General features: G+C 60.5%; 19 protein-coding genes. 14 read left to right on the forward strand and 5 right to left on the reverse strand.

Annotated elements, in window-relative coordinates; all coding sequences use genetic code 11:
* The first annotated feature begins 24 nt into the window (after positions 1 to 24).
* The 11 genes from CTATCC11996_RS19835 to argA all read left to right on the forward strand — a co-directional run bounded on the left by CTATCC11996_RS19835 (position 25) and on the right by argA (position 9,765).
* A complete protein-coding gene (locus tag CTATCC11996_RS19835; RefSeq protein WP_003079618.1) occupies positions 25 to 354 on the forward strand; it encodes a hypothetical protein in 330 nt (109 codons plus the stop codon).
* 163 nt (positions 355 to 517) lie between these two features.
* Entirely contained in the window at positions 518 to 727 is a 210-nt protein-coding gene (locus CTATCC11996_RS19840; protein WP_003079620.1) for a Flp family type IVb pilin, read from the forward strand.
* Between the two features lie 187 nt (positions 728 to 914).
* On the forward strand, positions 915 to 1,124 hold the full coding sequence (locus tag CTATCC11996_RS19845) for a Flp family type IVb pilin (RefSeq protein ID WP_003079621.1): 210 nt from the start codon (positions 915 to 917) through the stop codon (positions 1,122 to 1,124).
* 116 nt (positions 1,125 to 1,240) lie between these two features.
* Positions 1,241 to 2,467: a pilus assembly protein TadG-related protein gene (locus CTATCC11996_RS19850; RefSeq protein ID WP_003079623.1), complete on the forward strand. Its 1,227-nt coding sequence runs from the start codon at positions 1,241 to 1,243 to the stop codon at positions 2,465 to 2,467.
* A gap of 5 nt (positions 2,468 to 2,472) precedes the next feature.
* On the forward strand, positions 2,473 to 2,916 hold the full coding sequence (locus CTATCC11996_RS19855) for a TadE/TadG family type IV pilus assembly protein (RefSeq protein ID WP_003079625.1): 444 nt from the start codon (positions 2,473 to 2,475) through the stop codon (positions 2,914 to 2,916).
* Complete coding sequence (locus tag CTATCC11996_RS19860) at positions 2,913 to 3,356, forward strand: TadE family protein (RefSeq protein ID WP_003079627.1); 444 nt, start codon at positions 2,913 to 2,915, stop codon at positions 3,354 to 3,356. Before CTATCC11996_RS19855 ends, CTATCC11996_RS19860 begins: the two co-directional genes overlap by 4 nt.
* Before the next feature lie 15 nt (positions 3,357 to 3,371).
* Positions 3,372 to 4,532, forward strand: a complete 1,161-nt coding sequence (locus CTATCC11996_RS19865) for a CpaE/TadZ family protein (RefSeq protein WP_003079630.1) — start codon at positions 3,372 to 3,374, stop codon at positions 4,530 to 4,532.
* A 27-nt stretch (positions 4,533 to 4,559) separates the two neighbouring features.
* Positions 4,560 to 5,975: a TadA family conjugal transfer-associated ATPase gene (locus CTATCC11996_RS19870; RefSeq protein WP_003079632.1), complete on the forward strand. Its 1,416-nt coding sequence runs from the start codon at positions 4,560 to 4,562 to the stop codon at positions 5,973 to 5,975.
* Positions 5,976 to 5,996: 21 nt separating this feature from the next.
* Positions 5,997 to 6,986 carry a type II secretion system F family protein gene (locus tag CTATCC11996_RS19875; protein WP_003079634.1) on the forward strand — a complete coding sequence of 330 codons (990 nt, stop codon included), beginning with the start codon at positions 5,997 to 5,999 and terminating at the stop codon, positions 6,984 to 6,986.
* A 27-nt stretch (positions 6,987 to 7,013) separates the two neighbouring features.
* On the forward strand, positions 7,014 to 7,925 hold the full coding sequence (locus CTATCC11996_RS19880) for a type II secretion system F family protein (RefSeq protein ID WP_003079637.1): 912 nt from the start codon (positions 7,014 to 7,016) through the stop codon (positions 7,923 to 7,925).
* A 493-nt stretch (positions 7,926 to 8,418) separates the two neighbouring features.
* Positions 8,419 to 9,765, forward strand: a complete 1,347-nt coding sequence (gene argA / locus CTATCC11996_RS19885; protein ID WP_003079639.1) for an amino-acid N-acetyltransferase — start codon at positions 8,419 to 8,421, stop codon at positions 9,763 to 9,765.
* A gap of 132 nt (positions 9,766 to 9,897) precedes the next feature.
* Here the strand turns inward: argA and CTATCC11996_RS19890 are convergent, their stop codons facing one another.
* Positions 9,898 to 10,713 (reverse strand): AraC family transcriptional regulator, encoded by an 816-nt coding sequence (locus CTATCC11996_RS19890; protein WP_003079642.1) that lies wholly within the window; start codon positions 10,711 to 10,713, stop codon positions 9,898 to 9,900.
* A 275-nt stretch (positions 10,714 to 10,988) separates the two neighbouring features.
* Here CTATCC11996_RS19890 and CTATCC11996_RS19900 point away from each other — a divergent pair, with 275 nt between their 5' ends.
* The 3 genes from CTATCC11996_RS19900 (at position 10,989) to CTATCC11996_RS19910 (ending at position 16,186) form a co-directional block, all read left to right on the forward strand.
* On the forward strand, positions 10,989 to 12,668 hold the full coding sequence (locus tag CTATCC11996_RS19900; RefSeq protein WP_003079645.1) for a 2-isopropylmalate synthase: 1,680 nt from the start codon (positions 10,989 to 10,991) through the stop codon (positions 12,666 to 12,668).
* A 244-nt stretch (positions 12,669 to 12,912) separates the two neighbouring features.
* Positions 12,913 to 15,306, forward strand: coding sequence for an adenosylcobalamin-dependent ribonucleoside-diphosphate reductase (locus CTATCC11996_RS19905; protein ID WP_003079648.1), 2,394 nt, complete (start codon positions 12,913 to 12,915; stop codon positions 15,304 to 15,306).
* A 232-nt stretch (positions 15,307 to 15,538) separates the two neighbouring features.
* Positions 15,539 to 16,186: a dihydrofolate reductase family protein gene (locus CTATCC11996_RS19910; protein WP_003079650.1), complete on the forward strand. Its 648-nt coding sequence runs from the start codon at positions 15,539 to 15,541 to the stop codon at positions 16,184 to 16,186.
* Between the two features lie 414 nt (positions 16,187 to 16,600).
* On the opposite strand, the gene CTATCC11996_RS19915 is transcribed toward CTATCC11996_RS19910, so the two are convergent.
* From CTATCC11996_RS19915 to CTATCC11996_RS19930, 4 genes are all read right to left on the reverse strand, one after another.
* The gene (locus CTATCC11996_RS19915) at positions 16,601 to 18,031 is read right to left on the reverse strand and encodes a chloride channel protein (protein WP_003079653.1); all 1,431 of its coding nucleotides are present in this window, start codon (positions 18,029 to 18,031) and stop codon (positions 16,601 to 16,603) included.
* Positions 18,032 to 18,308: 277 nt separating this feature from the next.
* Entirely contained in the window at positions 18,309 to 18,665 is a 357-nt protein-coding gene (locus CTATCC11996_RS19920) for a DUF3325 domain-containing protein (RefSeq protein ID WP_003079656.1), read from the reverse strand.
* Positions 18,662 to 18,979, reverse strand: coding sequence for a hypothetical protein (locus tag CTATCC11996_RS19925; protein WP_003079658.1), 318 nt, complete (start codon positions 18,977 to 18,979; stop codon positions 18,662 to 18,664). The genes CTATCC11996_RS19920 and CTATCC11996_RS19925 overlap by 4 nt, the downstream gene beginning before the upstream one ends.
* On the reverse strand, positions 18,976 to 20,622 hold the full coding sequence (locus CTATCC11996_RS19930; protein ID WP_003079659.1) for a PepSY-associated TM helix domain-containing protein: 1,647 nt from the start codon (positions 20,620 to 20,622) through the stop codon (positions 18,976 to 18,978). Before CTATCC11996_RS19930 ends, CTATCC11996_RS19925 begins: the two co-directional genes overlap by 4 nt.
* Positions 20,623 to 20,627 lie beyond the last annotated feature (5 nt).

Consider the following 20,627-nt stretch of genomic DNA (forward strand, 5'->3'; position numbering starts at 1 on the left):
GCCCACCTGAACCGGAGGCAAGCCATGATCGAACGCAGCATCCTATTTCCCGTGGCCCTCGCCGCCCTGCTGGCGGGCTGCGGCAGCACAACCCCGCACTACGACGCTCGCTTTGGCGAGGCTGTGCGCACCGCCCGCATGCAGATGACCCTCAACCCTGAAGCCGGCAAGGCTCCTGGCGTCGGTGTTGATGGAGCCACTGGCATGGACGGTCGAGCCGCAGCGCACACCATGGAACGCTACGAGCGCAGCTTTAAAACGCCACCGCAGGCAGTCAATGTCATCAATATTGGCGGCTCGCTGACCGGCAACCAAAGCGGCGGTGCAGGGGGAGGCAGCGGCGGTACGCCCTAGTCCCTGGAATCTCCAGATCTCAGTTCATCAGTTCCACACCATTGAATTTGAAAGGAGAACAGATCGCATCGCGGCCTTGCACGCCACTTACCGCCGGCCCAGCAAACCGGCACCCAACCCGTGTAGATGTTTTCGATCCGTTACTCACTTTAGAGGTATCACCATGAACAGCATCGCTCAGCAATTTGGCCGTTCCCTGCAAGCCTTTGTCCAGGATGAAGAAGGTGCGCAGATCATCGAATACGCGCTCGTCGTAGCCGTAGTGTCCATCGGACTGATTCTTCTGATGAAGTCTTCCATAGGCAACGCCCTCTTCACTGATTGGCTCACCAAAGTCAAGGCTTGCCTGACCAACTCGGCCAGCTGCACCTAACTGTATTGAGAGGTAAGCCATGACGCAGCCGCGCTAACTGTCATGGCCATCAGCAAAGAACCGATAAAGACGCATTGCACCATGAAAAACAGCCCGCACTACTGGACCGCAACCCGGCACATGCGTGGTTCTGGCGCCGCGCCATAGCGCCAGCATGGAATCGTTGACCCAACTTTGAGGTATCACCATGAACAGCATCACTCAGCATTTTGGCCATTCCCTGCAAGTCTTTATCCAGGATGAAGAAGGCGCGCAAATCATCGAATACGCACTCGTTGTGGCCGTGGTCTCCATTGGCTTGATCCTGCTGATGAAGTCTTCGATCAGCGACGCCCTCTTCAATGATTGGCTCACCAAAGTCAAGGCTTGCCTGACCAACTCGGCTAGCTGCACCTGACTCTATCCACAGATAAGCCATGGCGGTCGTCTCGTCCGTCATGGCTCTCCAGCCAACCACTCCATTCGAAACACATCATGAGAAACCACCCACACCTCAGGTCCAAAGCCCGGCCCATGCGTGGTTCTGCCGCACAGCGGCGGCAGCATGGTGCCTTTCTGATTACCTTTGCCCTGTTCATGCTGTTCCTGCTGGGCTTTATGGGCATTGCATTGGATTTGGGCCGGCTGTTTATCGTCAAGACCGAGCTGCAGACGGCCATGGACAGCTGCGCGCTGGCAGCGGCACGAGAACTCAATGGTCAATCTGACGCCATCACGCGCGCCCAGAACGCAGGCATGGCGGCGGGTAACAGCAACAACGCCAATCTGCAATCCGCTAACTGGAACGGACAGGGAAAGCTCCCCGCCACTGGCATCAGCTTTCGGAAACAGGATTACGTCACTCCGACATCGGACGGCAAGCTGGCACGTTATGCCGAATGCCAGTACTCCATGAGCAGCATCAAGCTCTGGCTGCTGCAAGCCATGGGGGCCTTTACCGGCGATAGCGCCACCTGGCCCAATACAGGCACCGTGGAAGCAAGGGCCGTGGCAACTCGCGCGCCTTCACAAAGTGCCTGCCCAATTCCCGTGCAACTGAAAAAGGCAAAGTTCGATGCACTGAACAGTTCGCCCGGTGGCGGCAAAGGCACCTGGATCGTCGCCATGACCAAATCGGGTGGCGGCAGCGACTTCGGCTGGTCCAATCTGGATGGATCCACCAGTGCCACTGAAACATGGGCTGAGCTGGAAGGGAAATACTGCAACACCCAGTTTCCCCAACTCCCCCTTGATACCAACGGCCTAAAAGCCTCGGCTTTCGAATACTGGAACCATCGTTTTGGTATTTACAAAAAGGCTTCAGACACCCCGTCTCAGAACCCTAGTGCGAGCCGCCCCGATTTCACGGGCTATATCTACACCGACACCAACTGGCCGAGCAAATTCAATGCCTACGACGGTCCTGCTCAAGGCGGCACCTCCAACTTCATAACGCAGCGCCAATCGTTTACCCCTTGTGGGCCCAGCTGTCCCGCCAAAGGCAATGAAACCGTGATAGGGACCGCCGAGATCAAACTTTTTGGTGCCGACCGCCGCCTGGTACTCGTCCCTGTAGTGAATACCGGTGGCTATGTCGTCAATTTCGCCTGCATGTTGATGCTGCAACCGCTTCCCAGCCCAATCAAAGACGACATTTCCCTTGAATACCGGGGCAATGCCACCGACCTAGACAGTCCCTGCACCACCACCGGTCTGGCAGGCGGTACATACGGCCCATTGGTACCCGTCCTTGTAAGGTGAACATCATGCGCAAATATCAGCATCGACAACAGGGGGCAGCGCTGATTGAGCTGGCGCTAAGCATTCCTTTCATGATCATGCTGAGCATGATCGTCATCGAGTTCGGCCGTGCCCTTTACGAATACAACACGGTGACCAAGTCGGTACGCGATGCCGCGCGCTATCTCTCGGCAAACACGCCTAACACCTTATGCCCTGACGCCCAGAATCTGGTGGTCTACGGTACAACGACAGCGGGCAGCCAACCCCTAGCTCCCGGACTCAAGACCAGCGCCGTGAGCTGCAGCTGGCAGACCACGGGTGCACTCCCGCTGATCAATACCGTCACCGTCACGGTTACCGGGTATCACTTCTCGTCACCGATATCCAGCGTGTTCGGCCTGCAGCTGTTCACCAACGGAGGCATCAACTTCGGCAATATCACCGCCACGATGAGGACGCTGACATGAAACACCTCACTCAACGCGGCTCCACACTCATTGAATTTGCACTGGGGCTGCTGATCTTTCTGATGTTCCTGCTGGGCGTGGTGGATTTCAGCCGCCTGCTCTACACCTGGACCGCGGCCAACGAAGCCACACGTGCCGGTGCTCGCTATGCGGTGGTGTGCGATGACCGAAACCGGCAAACCAAGGTACTTCAGCACATGCAGAACCGGCTGCCGCAAATCACCGCTGTGGACGTGATTTGGAAACCCGACAGTTGCACGACTGCCACCTGCAAGAGCGTCACGGTAAGCATCCCTCAAGACGGTCTGAAGTTCCAATGGATCGCGCCCATCGTGGGGTCGGCGGCGCAGACCGTCATCGACATGCCGGGATTTAGCACCACCCTGCCGCGTGAAATCATGTACCAGGACTCCAACGCCCAATCGGACTGCACCCCTTGACCAGCGAGAACTCGTATGAAAATCGCCATCATCTCCCCCAACACCGCCCATCTCCGCGAGATGGCCCATGTGCTGCAAGAGCAGTCGCACCAGGTGCAGACCTTCGAGGGTGGCAAGACCCGCATGCCCACGATTGCCGAGCAGGAGCTGCCGGATCTGATCATCGTCGATGGTATGTGCTGCGACCCCGCAGACCTGGCTCCGGTGGAACAGGTAACCACCCATCACCCACGCATGGCCGTGGTCCTGCTGTGCGCCCAGCAGACACCAGAGTTTTTGCTGCAATCCATGCGGGCGGGCGTGCGCGAGGTTCTGCCATCGCCGCCGCCGCCGCAGGCGCTGGCCGATGCCGTTCAGCGCCTTGCCAGCAAATTGCAGGACAGCACCACCAACCGTGCACAAGGGCAAGTCATGGCCTTTCTGCCCTGCAAGGGCGGTGCCGGCGCCACTTTCCTGGCCACCAACCTGGGCTGGGCGCTGGCGCAAAAGCACTCCGTGCTGCTTATCGACCTGAATCTGCAGTTTGGCGATGCGCTGCCCTATCTGCATGAAGGCAAGCCAAGCTCGACATTGGCGGATGTGGCACGTGACCTTCACCGCCTTGACGCATCTTTTCTCACCGCCAGTACGGTAAAGATCACACCACGCCTGCATGTGCTGGCGGCCCCCGAAGATGCCATGCATGCCATGGAAGTGGAGCCCGGGCATATTGAGGCCATCGTGCAACTGGCTGCCACACACTACGACTTCGTGCTGCTGGACATGGGGCGCGTGCTGGACCCATTGGCTCTACGCGTGCTCGACAAGGCGCAGTGCATTGTTCCTGTGCTGCTGCCCAACGTACCCGCCGTTCGCAATGCGCAAAAGCTGCTGCGCATGTTCCACGATCTGGGCTACCCGCAAAGCCGCCTGCATCCGGTGCTGAACCGGGTGGACAGGCGCAGCGAAATCGGTCTGTCTGAAGTGCGCAAGACCCTGGGCCTGGAACAGCAATGGCGCAGCATTCCCGACTCAGCCCAGGAAGTACAAGCAGCCATCAATGCTGGAGCACCGCTGGCCGAATCCGCTCGCAGTAGCAGCGTGGTGCGCGAGCTGACGGCCTGGGCCGATGCGCTGTCACCTCGAACTCATGAAGAAAACGGTAATTTCTTGAACCGGCTCTTTCGCCGGGCGTAGGCATCTGTATTGCAGAAGGAGACTGTCATGTCACTACGAGATTTCCTGACCGCGCCATCAACACGCACGCCCAAGCCTCTGCTGCAGGTCGTGTCTGAGTCCGCAGATATGTCGGCCATGCCCGCAGCAGAGCCTCCTGCGCCATCCACCCCCATCTATAGTCACTCTGCGGCCTATCTGGCACTCAGAAGCCGCATTCATGCCAAGCTGCTGGAGCGGTTCGATCTTGCTGCCCTGGATGCAGTATCCGTGCAGACACTGCAGCAAGAAATTGCGACCATGACCGAGCGACTGCTGACTGAGGACTCCGCGGCCATCAACGATCTCGAGAGAAAAATGCTGATCCGAGATATCCAGCACGAGATGCTGGGTTTCGGTCCACTCGAGCTGTTGATGGCCGACCCTTCGGTATCGGACATCCTCGTCAATCGCTACGATCAGATCTATGTGGAACGCCAGGGCCGGCTGGAGTTGACGCCCGTTGTCTTTACCGATGAAAAGCATTTACTGCGCATCATTGACAAGATCGTTTCACGCATAGGCCGACGCATCGACGAATCCAGCCCCATGGTCGATGCCCGCCTGCCAGATGGTTCGCGCGTGAATGCGGTCATCCCGCCCGTGGCCCTTGATGGCCCCATGATGTCGATCCGGCGCTTTGCACGCATCCCTTTGCGCATGGAGAATCTGATCAACGACCTCAAAAGCCTGACACCTGGCATGGCCCTGGTTCTTGAGGCTCTGGCCAAGGCCAAGGTGAACATGATCATCTCTGGCGGCACCGGGGCCGGCAAGACAACGCTGCTCAACATTCTCTCCAGCTATATTCCAACAACGGAACGCGTGGTCACCATCGAGGATGCGGCCGAGCTGCAACTGCAGCAGCCTCATGTGGTACGCATGGAAACGCGCCCGCCCAATATAGAGGGCCGTGGAGAAATCACGCAGCGATCCCTTGTGCGTAACGCACTGCGCATGCGCCCTGACCGCATCATCATCGGCGAAGTCCGGGGCGCCGAAGCGGTAGACATGCTGCAGGCCATGAACACCGGCCACGAAGGCTCATTGACGACCATCCATGCCAATACGCCACGCGACTCTTTGGCTCGACTCGAGAACATGGTCGGCATGGCAGGCCTCAATCTGCCGCACCAGGCCGCACGCCAGCAGATTGCATCGGCCATTACGGTGATCGTGCAGGCACTCCGGCTCACGGATGGCAAACGCAAGATCACCAGCATCCAGGAGATCACGGGCATGGAGGGGGATGTGGTGACCATGCAGGAGATCTTTGCCTTTACCCAGACCGGGATCGGCGCCAATGGTGAAGTCCAGGGATATTTCCACGCCACGGGTGTCAGACCCAAGTTCGCCGATCGGCTAAAAGGCTTCGGCATTGCGTTGCCCGACAGCATCTTCGCTCCAGAACGCCACTATCAATGAACTCCGCAAAAAGGTGCCGCCATGCTGTCCTTTTTCTCTTCCCACTCGATCCTGGTAATCATCGGTCTGGTGTTTGTAGCAGTGCTCCTGCTACTGGAAGCACTGCACACGATCTGGAAGCAGTACAAGAGTCCTGAGGCAAAGCGGCTTGAGCGCCGGCTCAGAGCCTTGTCAGCAGCCGATGACAACAGCAATCCGACCAAGCTGGTCAAGGAGCGCGTACTTAGCGATATGCCCAGGATGCAGCGTGTGCTGCAAACCATGCCGCGCGCCCACCAGCTAGACCGCTTCATTGTTCAATCAGGCCTGGACTGGACGGTTTCGGGCTTGCTGCTAGGCAGTGCAATACTGTTTGCGCTAGGTATGCTGACAACCGTCATGCTTCGCCAACCCATGGAGCTGGGCGTGCTTTCAAGTCTGGTGCTGGGCTCCCTTCCATGGCTGTTTCTGCAACGCAAAAGACTGCAGCGCCTGAAACGTATGGAGCACCAACTCCCAGAAGCGCTGGACCTCATAGCGCGCGCATTGCGCGCAGGCCATGCATTCTCCGCAAGCCTGCAAATGGCTGGAGAGGAACTGACCGAACCTATCGCCGACGAGTTCCGCCTGGTGCATGACGAAATCAACTATGGCACATCGCTACAGCAGGCCTTGAGCAATCTGGGTGAGCGGGTACCGATCACAGATTTGCGCTACTTCATCGTCGCCGTACTGATACAGCGCGAATCTGGCGGCAACCTCACCGAGATGCTCAGCAACCTGAGTCGCCTGATCCGCGAGCGGCTCAAGCTCCATGCCAAGGTCCGCGTACTCTCCGCTGACGGGCGAATGTCGGCCTGGTTCCTGGGCTTGATGCCATTTGGACTGGCCGCTCTGCTCAATCTAATGAATCCGGAATTCATGCATCCGCTCTGGACTGACCCTATTGGCATCACCATTCTGAAATGGTTGGCCGCACTGATGGTCATAGGTCTGTTGCTGCTGCGCCGCATCGCCCGTATCAGGGTATGAGTCCATCTGAAACGCAAGGAGTCCTCCATGTTGATCGTCGCCCTGCTCACTTTCACCGCCGTCATGCTGGCTGCTGGCGCCTTGTTCTTCTGGGCAACGCCAACAGTCGCCGAGCGACGCTTACAGTCACTTACACCCACCTCTCAAGACAAGGGGTGGACAGAAACAGTCGTCAAGCTGGTCGGCCCATTTGCACACCTGTCGTCCCCCACCAAAGACAGTGATGCAACGCCATTGCGGCTGCGCTTTCTGAATGCCGGCATCCGCCACGAGAGTGCACCACTGCTGTACTTTGGAGTCAAAACGCTGCTGCCTCTTGCTTTGGGGCTGACGGTGTACTCGCTCATGCGGGCAGCCAGCAAGGCAGACAGCACCCAGCTATTGTTCTTCCCCTTGGTGACCGCTCTTGTGGCCTGTTACCTGCCGAATCTGGTTCTGCGCTGGATGGCCTCGCGCCGCAAGCGCGAGATCTTTGAAAACTTTCCCGATGCCGCTGATTTGATGCTGGTCTGCGTAGAAGCAGGCATGGGCCTGGATGCCGCGCTGGGCAAGGTAACCGATGAAATTCGCATCAAAAGCGAAGCCCTGGCAGAGGAGCTCCACTGGACCAACCTGGAAATGCGAGCTGGCAGCACTCGCGAAAAATCCCTGCGAAATCTGGCGGCCCGCACCGGTGTAGATGAAATTCACACTTTTACGGCCATGCTGACGCAGGCAGACCGATTTGGCACCAGCATAGGCGAATCGCTCCGGGTTTTCTCGGATGATCTACGCCACAAACGGCAGATGCGCGCCGAAGAGCTCGCTGCCAAGATACCCACCAAGATGCTGCTGCCACTGGTGACCTGCATCTTCCCGGCCATCATCATGGTGGTTCTGGGTCCGGCCATCATACGAATCGTGCGCATGATCCTGCCCATGATGGGCGGCAGCATGTGAGGGCTTCAACAGGGGGTCGGATTCGCCTCTCGGACGAGATATCCTGAAAGTAGTCGCGACATCTTTGACCTAATCCACAGGGACAGCCATGACCTGCAGAGAGCATGTGCTCTCTCTATGACGCCTGGATTGACAATCTTGAGCTGGCCCCCTCTCGACGTGGTCGAAAGATGCGCCATGAAATGAGCAGCACGGAAAAATCTGCGCAAACGGCAAACGGCAAACGGCAACCGGCAACCGGACGATTGACCGAGTGTCTATCTTTGCCTCGCATGGTTTCGACGCTGACTGCCACTCGGAGCTCTGCTCAAATACAAGCCGTCATTTTTTGAAAACTTCACGCCACAAAAGCCACAAACTGTGCGATCAGCGCGCACAAACCCTGCAACAACCTGCTAAGGCAAGCGAGTAGCCGCTACACTTTGCGCCTCAGGCCTGCGTAATACCCGACGCGGGCCTTTTTTCCCGCTTTTCGAGGTTTTCGCGCACTGCCATGTCCACCGTCTTCAACTTCACCTTTGTTCCCTGGTTCCGGTCTGTGGCCCCCTATATCCACAAGTTCCGACACCAGACCTTTGTGGTGGGCCTGACCGGTGAAGCCATTGATGCGGGCAAGCTCAGCTCCATCGTCCAGGATCTGGCCATGATCCAGGCCATGGGCGTCAAGATCGTGCTGGTGCACGGCTTCCGCCCCCAGGTCAACGAGCAGTTGCGCCTTAAGGGCCAGGAGCCGCGTTATTACAACGGCATGCGTGTCACCGACTCCATAGCACTGGACTGCGCTCAGGAAGCGGCCGGCCAGCTGCGCTACGAGATCGAAGCCGCCTTCAGCCAGGGTCTTCCCAACACACCCATGGCCGGCGCGCGCGTGCGCGTGATTTCGGGCAACTTCCTCACGGCCCGCCCCGTAGGCATCGTCGACGGTGTGGATTTCATGCACTCCGGTCTGGTGCGCAAGGTAGACGTGGAAGGCATTCGCAGCGCCCTCGACTCAGAAGCCATGGTGCTGGTCTCGCCCTTCGGCTTCTCGCCCACGGGTGAGGCGTTCAATCTCAGCATGGAAGAAGTGGCCACCCGCGTGGCGATCGAGCTCAAGGCCGACAAGCTGCTGTTCCTGACCGAAGTGCCCGGCGTGCGCATGGACCCCAGCGGCCCGGCCGATGAGAACAACCCCATCGATACCGAGCTGCCGCTGGACGCCGCGCGCCGCCTGCTGGCCCAGCTCCCGCCTGCACAGCAGCCTACCGATGTGGGCTTTTACCTGCAGCACTGCGTGCGCGCCTGCGAGCATGGCGTGGAGCGAAGCCATATCCTGCCCTTCTCCACCGACGGAGCGCTTCTGCTGGAGATCTATGTACACGACGGCATAGGCACCATGGTCATTGACGAAAAGCTCGAAGAACTGCGCGAGGCCACGATCGACGACGTGGGCGGCATCATTCAGCTTATCGAGCCCTTCGAGCGCGACGGCACGCTGGTCAAGCGCGACCGCACCGAGATCGAGCGCGATATCGCCAGCTACACGGTCATCGAGCATGACGGCGTGATCTTCGGTTGCGCGGCCCTGCACCCCTACCTCGAGGCCAAGACCGCCGAAATGGCCGCCGTTACCGTCTCGCCCAAGAGCCAGGGTACGGGCGATGGCGAGAAGCTGCTCAAACGCATTGAACAGCGCGCCCGCGCCCTGGGCTGCGAAACCATGTTTGTGCTGACCACGCGAACCATGCACTGGTTCATCAAGCGCGGCTTTCAGCCCGTGGAGCCCGAATGGCTGCCGGAGGCCCGCAAGGCCAAATACAACTGGGGCCGCAAGAGCCAGGTACTGGTGAAGAAGCTCTAATCCGCCTTCATTATCAAAAATGGCTTTCAGCGCTTGATGAACAAGCGTTGGGGGCTATTTTTTTGGGGAGTAAAAGATGCGTGCAGCAGGCGCAGGCGGCGCAAGCCGCGGCTCTGTGTGCAGCAAGGCCGGCTAACGTGGCGTCGCTCTGTCTGCCACAGCCGCAAATTCCGACGGCGGGCGGCCGAACTGTTTGCGGAAAGCCGCCGAATAGGCGCTATGGCTTTCATAGCCGCTTTCCAGCGCCACGGTGGTGATGGGCATGCCCTGCAGCAACTGGGGGATGGAAGCCATCAGCCGCATCTGCTGATACCACCGGCCCCAGTTCATCCCGGTGCTTTTCAGAAATCGACGGTGCAGCGTCTTGGGCGTCAGCGCGTGCTGCCGGGCCAGGAGTTCCACCGTGGTGCGCTGCGCCGGTGCACCCAGCATGCTCTCGCAGATGCGTCGCATCAGCGCATCTTCAGGCCAGGGCAGGTAATACGGCAGCGGCGCCAGCGCCTGCAACTCCTCCAGCAGCAGATCACCCAGCAGCGCATCGCGCGGGCGATGCGGCCCCTGATGGGGCAAGTCGACAAGCGCCGCCATCAGCTCCCTGACCAGCGGCGAGACGTGGAGCACGCAGTCCCGGGCCGGCAGGCGTGCCGACCATGCCTCCTCAATAAACAGGCCAAAGGCTCGCACCGCCGTGGTCGCCGTGATCCTGTGCAGCATGCCCGGGCGCAGCCACACCGCAGTGGTGGGTGGAACCAGCCATTGCCCGCAAGGGGACTCGACCAGCAACACGCCTTCCGAGGCATAAATGAGATGGCCGCGCGCGTGGCTGTGCTGCGGCACCACATGACCAGGCGGGTAGCGTTGTTCCACGCCGGTGACAGGCAGTGACGAGGCCTGGGCATGCTGCAAATCCAGGGCATGTGCACCATGTTCGGGGGAAGCAAAACCCATGAAATATGTCCAAATCTCTACAACAAATGAATATCTATCGATAGAAGTCTATACCTTTGGCCGCATAAAGTAGCCCCACTGTCTGCATCAACAAGCATTTTTGCCGTGAAACACTGCCACCCGCTTTCGCTACGCCTACTGGCTCTGACATCTGGTCGGGGTCTGCATGCACGTGTTCGCGCATGGTCCCATCCTGGTCTTCCCAGACCCCGGCCTTAGCCAGCCCCATCCGGGCAGGGAGACCAGGTGATCGTTTCTTCAACTCCAAGGTCTCTATGCTGGCTGATCCTTCTACCAAATACCGCGCATTTCCCGTTGTGGACTTGCCCAACCGCCAATGGCCTGGCCGTACATTGACGCAAGCGCCCGTGTGGCTGTCGACCGATTTGCGCGACGGCAATCAGGCGCTGTTCGAACCCATGAACCGCGAGCGCAAGCTGCGGCTGTTCCAGGAGCTGGTCGCCATCGGCTTCAAGGAAATCGAAGTTGGCTTTCCCTCCGCTTCGCAGACCGACTTCGACATCGTGCGTCACCTCATCGATGCCCAGCTGATTCCGCATGACGTCACGCCCATGGTCATCACCCAACTGCGTGAGGACCTCATTGCCACCACGGTGCGCAGCGTGGCCGGCGCGCGCCGCGTGATCGTGCACCTCTACAACGCCGTGGCCCCGGCCTTCCGCGAAATCGTCTTTGGCATGGAAGTGCCGCAGATCATTGCCATGGTGGAGCACCATGTGCGCCACCTCAGGCAACTGACCGAGCAGCACCCCGAAACCGAATGGGTGCTGCAGTACTCTCCGGAAACCTTTTGCATGGCCGAGCTGGACGTTTCCCTGGCCGTGTGCAATGCCGCGATTGCCGCCTGGGATGCCGGCCCCGAACGCCCCATGATCATCAACCTGCCTACCACCGTGGAGGTGACCACCGCCAATGTGTTTGCCGACCAGATCGAGTGGATGGACCGGCGTCTGGTTCGGCGCGAGCACATCACGCTTTCGGTACACCCCCATAACGACAGAGGCACTGGCGTGGCCTGTGCCGAGCAGGCCCTGCTGGCCGGTGCCCAGCGTGTGGAAGGCTGCCTGTTCGGCAACGGCGAGCGCAGCGGCAATGTGGACCTGGTGACTCTGGCCCTGAACCTCTACACCCAGGGTATTGCTCCGGGCCTGGATTTCTCCGACATCGCCGCCGTGGCACGCATCGCCGAAGCCTCTACGGCCCTGCCCATACATCCGCGCCACCCCTATGTGGGCGATCTGGTGTTCACAGCATTTTCCGGCTCACACCAGGATGCGATTGCCAAAGGCTTTGCGGCGCAGAAAGCCGATGCCCCATGGCGCGTGCCCTATCTGCCCATAGACCCGCAGGACCTGGGACGTACCTATGACAGCATCGTGCGTGTCAACAGTCAGTCCGGCAAGGGCGGCATTGCCTTCCTGCTGCAAAAGGACAGAGGCATCACCATGCCACGGCGCATGCAGATCGAGTTCAGCGCCATTGTCCAGGCCTGGGCCGACAGCAGCGAAACCGAGCTGAGCAGCACGCAGATCTGGGAACTCTTCGAAGCCACCTACCTGCATGCCCAAGCCGAATCTCGGTCACTGCGTTATGAAAGCCACCGCCTGTTCGACAGCCCGCAAGGCCAGGGTATCGAACTGCACTGGCACGATGCCGACGGGCACCCCAGACTGCGCAGCGGCATCGGCAACGGCCCAATTGCAGCCACCGTCGCTGCACTGGAGTTGCCGCTGCGCATCGACAGCTATGAAGAGCGCAGCCTGGGCAACGGCGCCGACGCCTGCGCCGTTGCCATCATCGAAGCCGCATTGCCTGGCGTGCCCGGCTCTCGATTTGGCGTAGGCATGCACGCGAACATCGTCACCGCATCGGTGATGGCGCTCGTGAATGCCGCTGCGCGCTTTGAGGGGGACATGATTCAGACCCGCGCGTAGCCTCGCTGCTTCGCCCTATCGTCGGCCGACACCATTTGAAGCTCGGCCTGCGCGGAGCCCTCCCTCATACGCCGACCCGGTCTTTTCCGTCTAGTTTGGGCCGGTCTGTCACAATTTCGGGGCGGGCCCGTTATGCCGATGGAGGCCTCTGCCCACTTGGTGCATCGGCGATGTTGCGCTGCGTCACAGCACTACCAAGCAGTCTGCGCTACAAAGTCGACATCCGATTTGCATGAGGCATGCCATGAACACACTCCCTCCTCAGGCCATCAGCCAGGATGTACTGGCCGAAAAATATCTGGCTGACGGCGAGCAATCCGAGCAAGACCTGTTTGCCCGCGTGGCACGAGCCCTGGCAGCAGTTGAAAAGCCTGAACTTCAGACGCATTGGGAGCAGCAATTCCTGGCCAATCTGCAGCGCGGTGCCATCGGTGCTGGCCGCATCATGGCAGCTGCGGGGCTGGACACCAAGGCCACATTGATCAACTGCTTTGTGCAGCCCGTGGCCGACGCCACCAATGGTTTCGACAGCCAGGGCAACCCCGGCATCTACACAGCGCTTTCTCAGGCGGCCGAGACCATGCGCCGCGGTGGCGGCGTGGGTTATGACTTCTCCAATCTGCGACCGCGCGGTGCGCTGGTGCGTGGCACCAACTCCTTTGCATCGGGCCCCTGCTCCTTCATCGATGTCTTCGATGCATCCTGCACCACGGTGGAATCGGCCGGTGCGCGCCGAGGAGCCCAGATGGGTGTGCTGCGCATTGACCACCCCGATGTGCTGGAGTTCATCACCGCCAAGCGACAAAAAGGCCGCTGGAACAATTTCAATGTCTCCGTGGGCGTGAGCAGCGCCTTCATGCAGGCGGTCAGGGACGATGCCGAATGGGAGCTGGTGCATGTCGCCAGCCCCAGCGAGGCACAGATCCAGGCCGGCGCCCATCGCCGCGACGATGGTCTCTGGGTCTATCGCAGCCAGCCTGCGCGCACGCTGTGGGATGCCATCATGCGCTCGGCCTATGACTTCGCCGAGCCCGGCATCCTGTTTCTCGACAATATCAATGCCGACAACAACCTCTGGTATGCCGAGCAGATCGCAGCCACCAATCCCTGTGGCGAGCAACCCCTGCCGCCCTATGGCTGCTGCGATCTGGGCCCCGTCATACTCACTCGATTTGTGCGCGAACCCTTCACACCCCAGGCTTTCTTCGACATGGAGGCCTTTCGCGCCGCCGTCACGGTTCAGGTGCGCATGCTGGACAATGTGCTGGACGCCACCGTCTGGCCCCTGCCCGAGCAGCAGCGAGAAGCGCAGCAAAAGCGCCGCATCGGCGTGGGCTTCACAGGACTGGGTGACGCGTTGATTCTGCTGGGCCTGCGTTACGCCAGCGATGAAGGCCTGCAGCAGGCCGAATCCATAGCCCGCGCCATGCGCGATGCGGCTTATGCCGCATCAGTGGAGCTGGCACAGGAAAAAGGCGCCTTCCCGCTGTTCAACGCCAAGCAGTATCTGAAAAGCGGTTTTGCCAAACGCCTGCCCAAGGAGCTGCGCGCCGCCATTAAAAAATATGGCCTTCGCAACAGCCATCTGCTGTCCATCGCTCCCACAGGCACCGTGTCGCTGGCCTTTGCTGACAATGCGTCCAACGGCATCGAGCCCGCCTTTTCCTGGACCTATACGCGCAAAAAACGCACGGCCGACGGCGGCGAGCAGTTCTACACCGTGCAGGATCACGCCTACCGACTCTACAAGGCCTTGCACGGTGACGAGGCCTCGCTGCCCGAGTGCTTTGTCAGTGCGCTGGAACTGAGCGCCAGCGAGCATGTGGCCATGATGCGCTGCGTACAGCCCTTTATCGACACCTCGATTTCCAAGACCGTCAACATCCCGGCCAACTATCCGTTCGAGGACTTCAAGCACCTCTATATGGAGTGCTGGGAGGTTGGTCTCAAAGGCTGTGCCACCTACCGCCCCAACGACACACTGGGTGCGGTTCTCTCCACAGATTCAGCACCTAACCCCTCTCAAGCGCTTACCGATACAGCACAGACCGCTATCAATTCCTCAGGCGCCGGCGGCCTGACGGCCGTGATCGAGCGCCGCCCCGAGGGTCCGCTCAATGCCGTGGTGGACAAGATCGAATATTTCACGCATGACGGCATACGGCGTCTCTATCTGGTCGTCAGCTTCATGGTTGTCGACGGTGTGGAGCGTCCCATCGAGTTCTTCATGCCCGTGGGCCAGACTGGCGAGAGCCAGCAATGGATCACGGCCACCATGCGCAGCCTGAGTCTGGCCGCGCGTGGCGGTTTTCTCGACAAGGCCCTGGCTGATCTGCGCAAGGTGGCCTGGGATCGCGGCCCGGTGCGCTACGGCAGCAGGACGCGTGACGATGGCAGTCGCATCCCGCTCTGGCACGACAGCGAAGTGGCGCTGCTGGCCTATGCGATTCAAAGCATCATCGCCAACCGCGGCCTGCCCCAGCCGGCGCCCAGCACGGCCGCCACGCCGACATCTCCGCCCGAGAGCAGTGTCTCCGTCAGCGGCCAAAAGTGTCCCGACTGCGGAGCACACGCCATGATCAGAAAGGATGGCTGTCAGTTCTGCACCGCCTGCGGCTTTGTGGGGTCATGCGGTTGAAGATGGGTAGTTTCAGTCGCGATCAAGCTGAGCAGCGAATTGGATGACTGAGTCCGCAGCAGCATCCATTCAGATTCAGGCGGATACCCGAAGCAGCGGTCCGACCTGGCTTCGACCCCAACACGCTGCGCTCAACAATGCGACGGGTTGCCGAGGCATGTGGAAACGCTAAGTACAGACGTTGATATCGAGGCCTTCGATCATCGCTCGCTCATCTGAAAGGTGTTCCGTCATGAAAGTCAAAGTCCTCTGCTTCGGCATCTCGCTGGACGGTTACTCCGCCGGCCCCAACCAGGATCTGCAGAACCCGCTCGGCGTCGGTGGGCCTGAGATCCTTGAGTGGTTCTTCCCCACCCAAGTCTTTCAGCGTATGCATGGGGGGTCTCAGATCGGCGAAACAGGTGTCGACAATCAGATGGCCGAGCGCTCCTTCGAGAACATCGGTGCGTGGATCCTTGGGCGCAATATGTTCGGCCCGATACGCGGCCATTGGCCTGACGAAAGCTGGAAGGGCTGGTGGGGCGATGAGCCGCCTTATCACGTGCCCGCATTTGTCCTGACTCACCACGCGCGGCCCACACTGCACATGCAGGGCGGCACTGATTTTCACTTCGTCACGGATGGCATTGCATCGGCGCTGGCACAAGCCAAGGCAGCCGCAGGTGATCGCGATATTCGCATTGGCGGCGGCGTAGATACCGTGCGACAGTTCCTGCAGGCGCGGCTGGTCGATGAGATTCACCTCGCTGTACGTCCTCTGTTGATGGGCTCCGGTGAAAACCTCTGGCAAGGCTTGGACATGCGTGCTCTGGGCTATGAGATCGCCGAGGTGAGACAGGGCGAGCGGGCCATGCATGTGATTGTGCGCAAACAAGCGTAACGCCTGCAAATTGGGTCGCACTTGATACAGCTGGCGTACTCCTGGCAGTCCGGACTGCCCAAGCCCATTGGCCTGACGCTTGTGTCGGTCAAGGGCCAACCGCGATGGCCAGCGGCAGTCGTATCCAGGACGCTTGCTTAACGCTTGGCTTCGGAAGTCGAAAAAGATGACCGGCTGGAACGATAGGCCAGATCGGTGCTGCAAGTGGCCTCAGTCGTAGACGTCACATACCTCACCAATGGCGAGGTCGCCCCACTTCTCGCTCATTGGATATCACATGCCTGTAGGCCTGACTCACCGACTGCGCCTCGCGTCCAGAATCACCTGAACTACTGATTTCACCCGAGCATAAGCACCGTTGGCCCAAGCTAGTTCAATTCCGCGTAGACGCTGCTGATGGATTCAACCGACAGCCTAGCCTTGACGCGACTTTTGCAGTGCATCAGGCTCGGAAGACTCGTCCCGCGCCACAGGCTGTGTGGACTCCGCTGGAGCCGCAGCGGCTTCAGGCTCCGGCTCCTTGGGCAAAGAGGCCCTTGCCACCTGGAGCATGTGCAAGGCCAGCGATTCATACAGCGGCCGTGCAATCATGCGCGAGATCATGCTGGCGATCATGGCCGATGCCATGAGGCTCAGCACCAGTGAGTGGCCGTCCACCATCTCCATCACGATGATGAAGGCCGTCAGCGGCGCCTGGGTGACCGCCGCCAGAAAGGCCGCCATGCCCATCGCTATCAATGCAGGCGCTATATCCGTGGTTCCAACAATCGATGCAACGTTATTGCCCACGCCTGCACCAATCGACAGCGAGGGCGCAAAGATACCGCCGGGTACGCCCACCCAGGCCGATAGCCAGGTAGCGATGAATTTGAGCGTGACATAGAACTCGGGCACATCGGCCTCGCCCTGCAGCATATGCTTGACGGCTTCGGAGCCCGCACCAAAGGTGGCGCCGCCGGTGACCACGCCGATGACGGCAATCAGCAGGGCCAGCACTGCCGCAAAGCGGATGGGAAAGCGTGACCTGAGTTTGTTGAGACGCTCGGAGGACGAAGTCAGCGAGTGGGTCATGAGCTTGGCGAACAAGCCGCCCAGCACGCCGCAGGTCAGCGCCACGGCAAGACAAGGCAGCAGGTCACGCCAGCCGAGCTCTGCCACACGAATGCGGCCAAAATAGCTCAGGTTGCCGAAGACCGAGACCCCCATCAGACCGGCCAGAACAATGGCCGCGATGATGAGCCCGCTGGAGCGCGACTCCAGCTTGCGCGAGAGTTCCTCGATTGCAAACACCACGCCCGCCAGCGGAGCGTTGAAGGCTGCGGCAATGCCCGCCGCTCCACCGGCCACCAGCAAGGCATGGGTATTGATGACGGACTTGGGCCCCAGCCAGCGTCGCGCCGAATGCATGACGCCGGCAGCCACCTGCACAGACGGTCCTTCCCGTCCTATCGACAGCCCCGCAAGAAAGCCTGCGCTGGACAGCACGATCTTTGCAAACGACAGCCACAGCGACACAAAGCGCTTGCGCAGACTGGCATCGACCGATGGCTCCAGCGTGGCAATCACCTGCGGGATGCCCGAGCCGCTGGCACCGGGAGCCCATTTGCGCGTGGCCCAGACCGCTGCCGCCGTGATGGCCGGCATCCAGATCAGCACCAGCCAGCCATTGACACCGTGGTAGATGCTCTCGAAAAATCCGAACGCTGCCTCTGCCAGCAGCGTGAAAGCCACCACGCTCAGGCCCGCTGCTGCGGCATAGGCCAGCACCACCGTCCGCTCCAGCCAGCGCTTTCCGTCGCGCATCTCCTCATTGAGGTTGTGAAAGAAATCTGGCTCTTGCTGCATGGGCGGGCAATCGTTTCGGGGCGGCTGGAAAAATGGACGAATACCCACATTCTGCGCCCGCCCAAGGGCTTGCTAAATCGGCAATAGCCACAACGATTGCCCACACAGGTTTTTTACAATAGCCAACCGAGCGGCACATATATTTCGAATCACCGGGCTAAGGCCCGAGGGAATGCACATGCGGTCATGCCGCGCAGGCTCATCTCCGCCATGGCGGTGACAGGCCTCTGCATCCAGGCCTGCTGGCTCCAATCCGGTAGCCCTCATGCCGTATCGGTCATTCCTTGCATGCGGCCAAAAGCGTCACGGCCAAGGCAGCCAGACCTCCCATGGCCACCAGCACCGCACCGGACCTTGGCATGTAGGCGAGCAGCCATGCGAGGGCCAGCGCGGCCACACACAGGTCGCCCAGCCAGACGATGACTCCCACCGCAGCACCCCACAAGCCCGTGCACAGCCACAGTGCGAGCAGCATCAGCGCCACCCCCACCAGGCGCAACACGACCCGCAGCGCGGGCCCGGGCTCGCCGCGCGATACAAGCTGATCGCAATGCCTGTCCATGGCCTGGCTCAGCACCAGCATGCCTGCCAGACACAGCGCCAAGGCACAGACCATCACTTGCCACAGACTCATGCCACACCTTTCAGCGCCTGCAGCGCGACCGCCATCACGGCAGCCGAGCCTGCCATCCATGCCGCCACTTTCAGCAGGCTGCGCACATGAAAGACCCAGAGCGCCACTGCCGTGTAGAGCAAAAAGCTGAGCAAGGTAGACAACAGCACGGCAGGTCCACGCTGCATGGCACCCACGGCCACAAGCACATGGGCCATCACGGCGCAGGCCAGCGCCGTGAGCGCATAGCCGCCCAGCGCGGCCATCAACACGCGCAGCAGCACCGCCCAGCGATGGCGCCTGGTCTGTGCCCTGGTCATTGCCGCCGCTTTCATGCGAGACTTCCTGAGATCGCGCCACGGCCCGCACGCGGCTGCGCCATGTTCTTGCTATGCTGCGACTTGTCATGCCGCCATGCGCCCCAGGCCACCAGCAGGCCCAACACCATGCATGTCAGCTCCAGTCCGCCCCTCTGACCATCGCCCTGCGCCAGATACATGCCCACGTGCTGGCCTGTAGTCATGGCATTGAGCAGCGGCAGGCCCAGGCACAGCAAGGCCACAATCCATAGCTGTTCGCGCCAGGCCTGGCGCGCCGTGCGCAGCAGCGCATGCAGCAGGCTCAGAGCCCAGACCGCAAAGAACACGCGAATTTCCCAGTTGGAACGCGCCTCCAGCACCAGGGGCAGCAGACGATTGCCATACAGATAGGCAATGGACGCCAGCGCCGAGCCTGCCAGCGCTGCCACATTGAGCGCATCGATGCAGCGGTACATGGAATGCGTTGCCACGCCCCATTCGTTACCGCTTTTTGCTCGACGCTTGACTGCAAACAGTATCGATCCGGAGGCAATCATCGCGGTGCCGATCAGACCCAGGACAAAGTACAGCCACTTCATCGTCCAGCCACCAAAGGTGACCAGATGCAGCGCGCTGATGACGGGATAGGTGTCGCTTGCGAAACTACTGGACGGCCGATTGGCGGGCGGCTGCAGCAGCTGGCCGTCGACGGCATCGAAGGTCGCCGAATTGGCGACATTGACCATTTGGCGCGTCGCCGCCGTATCGGGCTTGCCTTCCATGAAACGCACCGTGGCCCGACCGTGTTCGGGTCGCTGCATCGACACCTCCACCACAGGCTGCGCCAGCAAGAACTGGGCATGCTGTGCAAGGCTGACAAGATCCGCACCGGCAACGGTAACGGCAGGCGCATCTGAAGCCGCTTTCACCTCGGGCCTGGCCTTCAGCTCGGACTCGTAGCGGCTGTAGGCCGAATGGTCCTGCCCATACAGCGATTGCAGCGGCCAAGGCATATAGCTGGTGTAGAAATGCGCGAGTCCCGTGTAGACGATCATGAACAGAAACGGCAGCGTGAGCACGGCCGATGCATTGTGTGCATCCAGCCAGGAGCGCTGGCCCTTACCGGGCCGGAAGGTAAAGAAGTCCTGAAAAATGCGCCGGTGCACGATCACGCCGGAGACCAGCGCCACCATCATGCACATCGAGACCAGTCCCACCACCCAGAAGCCAGCGATACCTCCCTGCAAGGAATAGTGAAAGGACATGAAATGCCGGCCGCCTTCGGTCTCACGCGTGGCGGGTTCGGGCAAGGCTTCGCCCGTCTGTGCATTCAGGCTGGCCTGCAGATCGCCGTCCTGGGCACGCGCGAATACCTTGACCCCATCGCCTGTGTGCAGCGGCAGACCGATGCGCCAGATACTCGCATCCGGCGCCGTCTTGCTCAGGTGCCGCTCGGCCAGCCGCAAGGCCTTCAGACGCTCGTCCAGAGAAAGCGGCTGATGGCCGCTTCCCTCCAGTGGCAATCCCTGCATCCATCGCGTGATGGGCTCACGGAACACACTGATCGAGCCCGTCAGAAAAATGGCGCAGAGCAGCCAGCCGCACACCAGGCCGCACCAGGTGTGCAGCCATGACATGGTCTGGCGAAGTCCGGGCTGAGATGCTGGCTTGCCGCTCATGTCAG

The organism is Comamonas testosteroni ATCC 11996, assembly GCF_000241525.1.
In the GTDB taxonomy this organism is placed as follows: domain Bacteria; phylum Pseudomonadota; class Gammaproteobacteria; order Burkholderiales; family Burkholderiaceae_C; genus Comamonas; species Comamonas testosteroni.